We start from the raw sequence: 10,317 nt of genomic DNA on the forward strand, positions 1-10,317 counted from the left end.
ATGTGTGTGCTTGTGAAATGTTAACTATAGAGTTTGTCTATAACCTGTAAGTTATCTTTCCATTGAAATTTTTTTCTTTTTCTGAAATCCTTTTCATTTTCTATAAAAAAAAGTATAATATGAGAGAAAGTGATAAAAATGTTAAATAGCTTTTCTAGAAAGGTGCTACTATGATCCAACCCTCTACTACCGCAGCCAGTCCTTTTCAGGAAAAAATAGCTGCAGCCTGCCGCAAAAAAGAAGCTCTTTTTGATGAGAGCATCGGGCGCTACGCTCTACGCTCAATGTTTGCAGGTGCCTATCTAACAATGAGTACCGCAGTCGGTGCCATAGCTGCCGATGTTATTTCTCAATTTTCTCCTGCCTTCGGCCGTTTTGCCTTTGCTTTTATTTTTAGCTTCGGCCTAGTTTATGTTTTGCTTTTTAATGGTGAGTTGGCAACATCAAACATGATGTTTCTCTCTTCAGGAGCTTACTACAAACACATTTCTTTCAAGAAAGCTGTGACCATTCTCTTGACTTGTACTTTTTTCAATTTGATTGGTGCCATTATCTTAGCTTGGCTTTTCAATCAGTCCTTTTCTTTTGATCAGCTGACAAATAAAAGCTTTTTGGTCAATGCTGTGCAGACAAAGCTGGCTAAGAGTGACTGGCAAAATTTCTTTGAAGGTATTACAGCTAATATGTTCGTTAACATTGCTATTTTGGGCTACATGCTTCTCAAAGAAGAAAGTGCCAAAATCACCATTGCTCTCTCAGCCATTTTCATGTTTGTTTTCTTAGTCAACGAACACTTGATCGCTAACTTCGCTTCTTTTATGCTGGCTGCTTTCAGTTCTGTCGAACATATCAAGGGACTTGAACTCATCAATGTTCTGCGCCAGTGGATTGTTGTCTTCTTTGGCAACTGGATCGGCGGCGGTGTCTTTATTGGTCTGGCCTATGCTTGGCTCAATCAAACAAAAACTCCGCATAAGGAATAACCAATCGACTACCCGTCAAATGGGTGGTTTACTTCTTTCGTTCTTAAAGCTGCGAAACGAACTCATAATCACACAAATAATCAAAACACTCAGTATCGGTTATGCTGAGTGTTTTTTGGCTAAGCAGTAAAAAATACTAATTTTGAATTTCTGCTCTTCTTTCTGTTTTTTATTTTCTCTTTTTTTGATACACTAAAATCATGAAATTTATAACATCTTATCTGGGAAATTTTAATATTGAGGAGATAATCTTTGAATTCTCCTCCAAACTTCTGTCCATTGTACTGTTACTTTTGCTCTTTTTCATCAGCAAAAAATGTATCGGCTATCTTTTTGAAAAAACGGTTAAAAAATCCATTTCTCTAGCTAGATACAGCCAAGGTCGGCAAAAAACACTTATTAAGCTGTTTCACAACCTCATGGACTATAGCCTTTATTTTTTGTTGATTTACTGGGTGCTAGCAATTATCGGACTGCCTGTTTCAAGTCTTTTAGCCGGTGCGGGAATTGCTGGTGTGGCTATAGGACTTGGTGCACAAGGCTTTCTGTCTGATTTAGTCAACGGCTTTTTCATTTTACTTGAGCGCCAGTTTGATGTTGGTGACTCTGTTAAATTAAATGCAACAACCGGAAATATTTCGGGAACAGTTTCCAACGTTGGTATTCGAACAACACAAATCCGTGACTTCGATGGAACCCTGCATTTCATTCCCAACCGCAACATTAGTATCGTCAGCAATCTGTCCCGCGGTGATATGCGGGCGCAGATCGACATCCCCATTTATGCTAATACCAATCTTGAAACAGTAACCACCATTATCAAAAAAGTCAATGAGGAAAATCTCCCAAATTATCCTGAAATCGTTGGCGTCCCTAATATCTTGGGCGCAACCACTTCTTTGACAACAGGACAGATGGTCTTTCGGGTGGACATCTTTGTCCAAAATGGCAAACAGGTTCAGATTTATTATATTTTCTATCGTCTGTATCAAGAGGCACTAACGACGGCTGGCATTCCTCTGCCTACAGTTAACATTATGCCTCAAGCTCAAAAATAATGTTAAATCCCTCTTATCAGAGTAGTTGTCTGCTCCTTTGATAAGAGGGATTTTTTTAAAATTTACGAATAGGATCAGGCTGATAAGTTGCCCGGCTACCGCCGATAAGTTTGGGACGGCTGGCCAAGGCTGTTACATGTGCTCCACCGAGTTCTCGCAGAATAGGACGCAGGGGAACCTGCACGCGCTTGACATGCATACCGATAGACGTATCGCCGATATCAAGACCCGCATGGGCTGTGATTTCTTCGACTTCCACAGGATCTTTCATGTATTTAAAGGCCGCCAGCTGTCCGCTCCCGCCGGCATGAAGAGTCGGCAGAACATTGACGATTTCTAAATCTTTTTTCTCAGCCAATTCACGTTCAACCACCAAAGCACGATTGAGATGCTCACAGCCCTGAACCGCCAGATAAACACCCCTGTCATCAAGATAAGACAAGATTGTCTTAACAATCGTTTCGCCAATCTCAAGACTGGAATTCTGCCCAATCACACCGCCAGAAACTTCACTACTGGATAGACCCAGCACAAAAATCTGACCTTGTTTAATAGCCGATCGCTCAATGATGTCAGCAATAATGCTGTGCGTTTGTTTTTCTATTTCTTGTAAATCCATCTTATCTCCTTCCCAAACGTTTAAAAGTTAGACAAGCAAGGTAACCAATCAGCATGCCAAAAAAGTTTTGCAGGACATTGCCCCAAATACCGGCCAGCGAAGCTCCCAGACCATAAAAAGGAATAGAAAACAAAAAGTAGAATCCAATCATGGTCAAAGAGGCTAAGACGAGCCCGAAATAACGTTTTTTACCGGTCCAACCAGCAAAATAGCCCTGCCCTCCGTGCGCCAAAAGACTGATGAGCATCCAGTTAGGATAGCCTGAAATCAGATCAAGCAAAAAGCCTGACAAACCGCCAACAAGAGCACCTTCTTTTCCTCCCAAATAAAAGGCTGTAAAATAAACACCCGCATCTAGAAGAGTCAAAAAACCTGTCGGTGTCGGAATCTTTAGAAATAAACCAAAAACAACACTTAAAGCCGTTAAAACAGCCACAAGACTTAATCGCTGCACTTTATGATCGGTCATAATTTTGCTTCACTCCGTAATCATTTGACTGTTCAATCGCGTGATAGACAAAGGCTTTAGCTTCCCGAACAGCCTCGTTAGCAGTTTTTCCAAGCACTAACTGGCTGGCAATACTCGACACAAAGGTACAGCCAGCACCGATATTATTATGCTCTAATATAGGATAGTCTAAGATTTGAAAATCCTGCCCATCATAAAAAACGTCAATTGCTCTATCTTTGCTTAGACGGTTTCCACCTTTAATAACAACCGTTTTAGCTCCTAAGTCACACAAAGCCTGCGCTGCTTCTTTCATCTCTTCTAAATTGCCGATCTTTTTTCCTATCAAAAGTTCCGCTTCTGTCAAATTTGGTGTGATAATTTTGACATAGGGAAAGAATTTCAAAAGCTCCTTTCGCAACACTGACACTTCTGTATCATGACTTTCTTTACAAACCAGAACTGGATCCAATACTACTGGAATGTCAGCGTGCGCTTTAACAAATTCTAAAGCCTGCCTTGCTATATCTCCATTAGGCAAAAGCCCCAGTTTAATCCCTGAAAACGGCACATCTCTAAGACTGTTGAGCTGATGACTAAAAACGGTACTGTCAGTGGCAAACACTTCAAACCCCTTGTCAGTTAGGGCAGTTAAGCAGGTCACTGCTACAAACCCATGGAGATTGTTAACTGTATAGGTCGCTAAATCCGCATACAAACCGCCGCCGCTAAAAATATCATTCCCCGAAATCGCTAAAATGTATTTAGTCGTCATAAATAATCTCCTTAAGATAAAGCCCATTGCCTGCAGCTGTCGGACCTGCTAAATGGCGGTCTTTCAACTCCAAAATGCGGTCAATCTGTTCAACCGGCATGCGACCATTGCCAATTTTCAGCAGAGTTCCGACCATATTTCGAACCTGTTTATACAAAAAACCATTTCCTGTAAAGGTAAAAATCAGCAATTGTTTTTCAGCATCAAAGGCAACGTCGGCACGGCTGATTGTTCTAACTTTATTATCAACACTTGTCCCAGAAGCTGTAAAGCCTGTAAAATCATGTGTCCCTCGCAGCTTCTCAATAGCCGCTTCAACAGCAGCAATATCCACTTCATAAGGAAAATGAGTGGCATAGTGGCGCATGAGAGGATTTTTGGGACGTCCTAGATCAACTAAAAATTCATAGGTCTTGCTGTGTTTGCAATATCTGGCGTGAAAATTTTCAGAAACTTCTTCAACCCTAATAACATCAATATCATCTGGCGTCTGCGTATCCAAACCAAAACGCAGCCTTTCCAAATCACGCTTTTGTTCCAAGTCAAAATGAATAACTTGACAATAGGCGTGAACTCCAGCATCTGTCCGACCCGCACCGTGGATCTTAACAGCTTTGCCACTATTTAATTTTAAAAGGGTTTTCTCGATTTCTTCTTGAACAGTTCTGGCATTTTTCTGCCTCTGAAAGCCAGAAAAATCTGTACCATCATAAGAAATAATTGCTTTATAACGTACCATGGTTTTATTCTATCATTTCTTATTTTCTTTCTCTAGGTTATTATCAAGCATCTGTCCCCGTACAGATTTTACAAAAGTGTTTTTATAGTTAATATTATTTGATACTTATTATTTTTTATGGTAAAACTATTTTTGGTATTTTTTTTAGAGGAGATTGTTTAATAGAATGAAAGAAGACAAAATTCGATACAGAGCTTATAAAAAGGGAAAGTTTTGGATGTTTGCTGCTATTGTAACGTCCTCCGCTCTTTTTGCATTTGGAGGAAGAGCTTATGCTGATACTTCTGCTAATACTGAGAATCATATATCAGTGACTGCAGAGGACCAGCCGCAAGCAACAGCCGAAACCCCATTAACGACAGCTCCTGAAACAGGTTTAACATCTGAAGCCAATACAGCAGCAACAAGCCAACCAGAACAAATAACAGCTGCTGAAACTGCAGATGAAAACACTGATAAGACTGTCATCAGTGAAACGGAAGCAAACCTTCAAAGTACACCAGCAGCAGAAACTGCTGAAAACTCTGACACTGACACTAAAACTAGTTGGAATTTCAACTCTAGCAGCGATGAAAATGCTGCTGCGGAACTCACTAAAACGGGAACCCTTGAAGGAACAAGCGGAAACTATGCTGGTATTGTCATTGACACCAGTCAAACTGGGGCTAAATTTGCTCCTCGACAAACAGATACACAAATCAATACAGGAACCAAATTAAGCATCCCTGTTGCTAATGCACCCTACGGAGCAGAAGTTACTTTAGTCTTAGCCGGCGGAACAACTAGTTTGTACACACAACTAGGAAGCATTGTAAACAGTGGCAGTCCTGTAGTTATTGCTCTTCCTAACGGAACAGCCGCAGGTTATTTTGATCTCATCTTTGATCAAACAAGCTACCTAAGCCAAATTAAGATTCAATATAAAGATGCACCCGTTGATTTTCCTGGAACACCTCAGAACCTAAAAGCAGAAGACACCACTTGGGACTTGGCTAACAGCGAACGTCCTAACGCCCAAGGTGATAAGGACCAAGTCTTCCAAGGCATCAAAATTGACGCCAGTCAAGCTGGAGCCAAATTTACACCTCGATCAGGCGACACACAAGTTAACGCTGGGACTGTTCTTTATATCCCTATCGCAGCTAATCAGTACGGAACTACTCTTGCCTTCTCACTTTCCGGAGGCACAACTAGTCTTCATACCGATTCTGATCAATTAAGTAATGTCTCTGGAACAGCTACTTTGAGCGTGCCAGCTAGCGATAAAGCTTATTACTTAGCTGTTACCTTTGATCAGACAACTTATCTCAATCAGATCCTGCTTTCTTATGGCAAAGCTCCTATTGCTTTTCCGGGAACTCCTGAAAATACAAAAGCGGAGGACACCACTTGGGACTTGGCTAACAGCGAACGTCCTAACGCTCAAGGTGATAAGGATCAAGCCTTCCAAGGCATCAAAATTGACGCCAGTCAAGCTGGGGCCAAATTTACGCCTCGATCAGGCGACACACAGATCAATGCTGGGACTGTTCTTTATATCCCTATCGCAGCTAACCAGTACGGGACAAGTCTTTCCTTCTCACTTTCTGGAGGCACAACAAGTCTTCATACCGATTCTGATAGTTTAAGCAATGTTTCTGGATCAGCTGTTTTGAATGTGCCAGCTAGCGATGAAGCTTATTACTTAGCTGTTACCTTTGATCAGACAACTTACCTCAATCAGATCCTGCTTTCTTATGACAAAGCTCCTATTGCTTTTCCGGGAATCCCTGAAAATACAAAAGCAGAGGACACCACTTGGGACTTGGCTAACAGCGAACGTCCTAACGCTCAAGGTGATAAGGACCAAGCCTTCCAAGGCATCAAAATTGACGCCAGTCAAGCTGGGGCCAAATTTACACCTCGATCAGGCGACACACAAATTAATGCTGGGACTGTGCTTTACATCCCTATCGCAGCTAACCAATATGGAACAAGTCTTTCCTTCTCACTTTCTGGAGGCACAACAAGCCTTCATACCGATTCTGATAGTTTAAGCAATGTCTCTGGAACAGCTATTTTGAGCGTACCAGCCAGTGATAAAGCTTATTACTTAGCTGTTACCTTTGATCAGACAACTTATCTCAATCAGATCCTGCTTTCTTATGGCAAAGCTCCTATTGCTTTTCCAGGAATCCCTGAAAATACAAAAGCAGAAGACACCACTTGGGATTTAACAGCTACAGGCGGACAAAGACCTAACGCCCAAGGTGATAAGGATCAGAACTTCCAAGGTCTTAAAATTGATGCCAGCAAAGGAAAATTCAGCCCACGTGATACAGATACACAAGTCAATGCTGGGACTGTGCTTTACATCCCCGTAGTGGCTGATGCTGCTGGAGCAACCCTGTCGATCAAAGGAAATAACTACAACAACCTTACAATCACACTAGATGGGCAAGAAGTCCAATTAGGCAGCGACATCATTATAAACACAGAAACAACTCGGTATATTCCTTTAGCATTCAGCAGTAAAGACGGTTCTGGCAGTGCTTATCTGACATCTATTGATCTTGACTATGCTAGTGACAATACCGTCACTTCACATACAGTGACTGTCGGAAAGAATGGACAATATCAATCCATTCAAGCAGCGCTGGATAATAACAAATCATCTTTAAAAGATCGCTTGATTCTCGAAATTGAACCCGGTGAATACCGTGAAAAAGTTACCGTTAACCTACCTGGTGTAACTTTCAAAAATGCTGATAGCACTGGTAAAAATAAGGTCATTATTCGCGCTTCTTACTACTCATCAAATAATTTTGATGCCAATGGTGTTTTCCATCCTAAAGATGCCTACGACCTCGGAACTGACCAGAGTGCTACCGTTATTATCAACGCCAGCGGAACAGGCTTCTCAGCTTACGGTATTACTTTCCAAAATGATTATAATATCACAGATCACCTAGGTGAAAATGAGCAAACACCAGCTGTTGCTTTCAATTCCAAAGCTGATAAAATCACCATTCACGATTCAAGCTTTATCGGACGCCAAGATACTCTCTACTTACAAGGAGATGGCAATCGTGTCGTTATTGTTAACAGCTATATCGAAGGAACTGTGGACTTCATTTTTGGAAATGCTGACGCTTATATCAAAGATTCTTATATCTATATGACTTACTTCCCAGGCAGAAAGAGTGGTTACTTTACAGCACCAAACACTGCCAAAGGCTATACGGGACTTGTCTTTGACAACAGCACTTTTGGTGTTTCAGAAGATTATCCTAGTAAGTCAAACATCTACCTAGCTCGTCCTTGGCAAACAGAAATTGCAACACAAACAAAACGAAGCTCTAATGGTTCTACAAAATTGATCAGCTATGATCAAAATGCTAAAAATCCAACTTACCTGAATACCTCTTCTGCAACAACCATTATAAACAGCAAAGTTTCAGAACGTGTCTCAGACCAACGTTTTAGTCCTTGGACACGTAAGGATAACAAGGGTAGGCTGATTGATGTTACTTATCATCCTGATGTCCGTTTTGTAGAATTTAACAGTCAAACCTTGCATGGAGAAGCTGTAACTCCTCATGAGATTAAACTCGGTCAAATATTAACAGGCGACAGTCAAGCTTACCGCCAGCAATTGCTGCAACAAATGAAGATTGGCAATCAAGTTGGTAGTTGGGATGCCGATTTGGCTTCTTATGGTCAGGGCAATATTCGTGTTGTTTACCTTGATGAAACAAGCAATCGAATCTTAGCGACTCAAGAGCTCTCTGGTGATTACGGCAGCCAAGAAACCTATCAAACTGCCGATACTATTCAAAACTATCAAAGCCAAGGTTATGTTCTCGTCAATGATGCTTATCCAAGTCAAGGTCTTATTTACTCACGTGCCAATAAAGGCCTGACTTATGAAGTTCGCTTCCAGCATGCAACTTCTACTGTTTCAGAAGAAAAAGCTGTGCTCCAAACCATTCATTATCTGTATGAAAATGGCGAAAAAGCTCTGGAAGATCATGTTAACAGTCTAAGCTTTAGCCGCACGGTAACAACTGACCAAGTGACTAAAGAAATCACTCGCGGAACTTGGCAAGCCTTAAATGGTAATACTTTTGAAGCCGTGACATCTCCAATTATTATTGGTTACACAGCCAGTGAAAAACAAATCAATCGTATGAAATCAATTACGGCTGATTCTGCTAATGTTGAAGTGACTGTCACTTATCTGCCCAATACTGTAAGAGCCCGTGTCACCTTCATTGATGATACAAGCAATAAGGTATTAACGACTCAAAAACTTTCTGGTAAATTTGCTACAAAAGCAGCTTATCAAACAAATGATACCATCCAAAAATATATAGCTAAAGGTTATATGTTAGTCAGTGATAATTATCCGACTGAAGGGCTTATTTACAGGCAAGAAAATGCTTCCTATGAAGTCCATCTTGCCCACAGTTACACCACTAGCGATGAGACCAAAACAGTCACACAAACCATTCGTTATCTTGATGAGAAAGGCAAAAAGGCAGCTGATGACCATGTTGCAACTCTGACCTTTAAGCGTACCGCAACTAGAGATAATGTCACCAAGAAAGTAACCTACGGTGATTGGATAGCCGTTAACGGCAATCGTTTCAATGCTGTTGATTCTCCAAGGATTATAGGTTACACACCTCAGCAAAGTCAAATTAAGCCAGTTGAGAACGTAACTGCTAACACAGCTAATATAACAATCAAGGTCACCTATACCGCTAATACTCAAGAAGCTAAAATCTATTATATTGATGACCAGACTCATAAAGTTGTCCTTACTAAAACGCTAACCGGGAAGTTCAAAACTAAGAATTCCTACCGCACAGCTACTGATATTAAGACGCTTAAAAAGCAAGGCTACATTGTGGTTAGCGATAATTATCCTAAAAATGGAATCATCTACGATCAGCCAGATGTTGTCAAGGAATATGAAGTTCACCTGAAACATGGAACAATTACCGTTTCAGCTAAAAAACCAGGAAAACCTGGCAGTCCTCTTTCCGCTGGAAGCCAAGTCAAATGGCCGGCTGGAACAGATAAGAATTCTCTGACCAAAACAGTTACACGTACTATTGAATACCGTTACAGCGACGGCAGACAGGCTGCTAAGAGTAAGATTGAAACCATTACCTTTAACCGAGAACTTGTTTTAGATAGTGTTACAGGACAAATTATTGAAGATAAGGGCTGGAAAGCAAGCAAAAACGGAGCCTCTTTCAAATCAGTAACTTCCCCTAAAATTAAGGGCTACAGTACTGATACTAAAACTGTTCAGCCTCTTCCTAATATCACGGCAACTACTGATAACATAACACAAACTGTTATTTATACAGAAGTTCCTAAGGCTCCTAAAACCCCTAAAACATCAAAAACTAAAAAGAGCAAGAAAGCTAAAAAGGTTAAAAAGAAAAAATAGTCTTAAACTAAAAAATATTTGCAGGCTAAACTGAGAAAATGGCAGAACTCTCAGTTTACCTTGCCTTTTCTTCTAGACAATAACAAAAAGTCGAGACCGGTTAGAAACCGATCTCGATTTTTTATTTAAGATGAGCATTAACACTCAATTGACATTAAAATTAATTCTCTGTTTTTATTAATCACTTTGTTAGAAGGGCAAGGATTAGATTGTAGACAAACTCTATAGTTATCATTTCATAAGTACACACAG

Annotated in this window: 7 protein-coding genes; 3 read left to right on the forward strand and 4 right to left on the reverse strand. The window is 40.6% G+C overall.

Annotated elements, in window-relative coordinates; translation table 11 throughout:
- Window positions 1-170: 170 nt before the first annotated feature.
- Both SCSH_RS10490 and SCSH_RS10495 read left to right on the forward strand, forming a co-directional pair.
- Window positions 171-983, forward strand: a complete 813-nt coding sequence (locus SCSH_RS10490; RefSeq protein ID WP_057491847.1) for a formate/nitrite transporter family protein — start codon at window positions 171-173, stop codon at window positions 981-983.
- A 200-nt stretch (window positions 984-1,183) separates the two neighbouring features.
- On the forward strand, window positions 1,184-2,041 hold the full coding sequence (locus SCSH_RS10495) for a mechanosensitive ion channel family protein (RefSeq protein ID WP_057491848.1): 858 nt from the start codon (window positions 1,184-1,186) through the stop codon (window positions 2,039-2,041).
- Window positions 2,042-2,096: 55 nt separating this feature from the next.
- Here the strand turns inward: SCSH_RS10495 and SCSH_RS10500 are convergent, their stop codons facing one another.
- From SCSH_RS10500 to truA, 4 genes are read right to left on the reverse strand one after another with little or no spacing between them, the layout of a single operon-like run.
- Entirely contained in the window at window positions 2,097-2,660 is a 564-nt protein-coding gene (locus tag SCSH_RS10500; RefSeq protein ID WP_057491849.1) for a TIGR01440 family protein, read from the reverse strand.
- Window position 2,661: 1 nt separating this feature from the next.
- Window positions 2,662-3,129 (reverse strand): ECF transporter S component, encoded by a 468-nt coding sequence (locus SCSH_RS10505; protein WP_057491850.1) that lies wholly within the window; start codon window positions 3,127-3,129, stop codon window positions 2,662-2,664.
- Window positions 3,116-3,883: a bifunctional hydroxymethylpyrimidine kinase/phosphomethylpyrimidine kinase gene (locus tag SCSH_RS10510; protein ID WP_057491851.1), complete on the reverse strand. Its 768-nt coding sequence runs from the start codon at window positions 3,881-3,883 to the stop codon at window positions 3,116-3,118. Before SCSH_RS10510 ends, SCSH_RS10505 begins: the two co-directional genes overlap by 14 nt.
- Window positions 3,873-4,622 (reverse strand): tRNA pseudouridine(38-40) synthase TruA, encoded by a 750-nt coding sequence (truA, locus tag SCSH_RS10515; RefSeq protein WP_057491852.1) that lies wholly within the window; start codon window positions 4,620-4,622, stop codon window positions 3,873-3,875. The genes SCSH_RS10510 and truA overlap by 11 nt, the downstream gene beginning before the upstream one ends.
- A 166-nt stretch (window positions 4,623-4,788) precedes the next feature.
- On the opposite strand from truA, the gene SCSH_RS10520 reads away from it, so the two are divergent.
- A complete protein-coding gene (locus SCSH_RS10520; protein WP_057491853.1) occupies window positions 4,789-10,065 on the forward strand; it encodes a pectinesterase family protein in 5,277 nt (1,758 codons plus the stop codon).
- Window positions 10,066-10,317: the final 252 nt, after the last annotated feature.

The sequence above is a fragment of the Streptococcus orisasini genome, assembly GCF_001431045.1.
Lineage (GTDB): Bacteria > Bacillota > Bacilli > Lactobacillales > Streptococcaceae > Streptococcus > Streptococcus orisasini.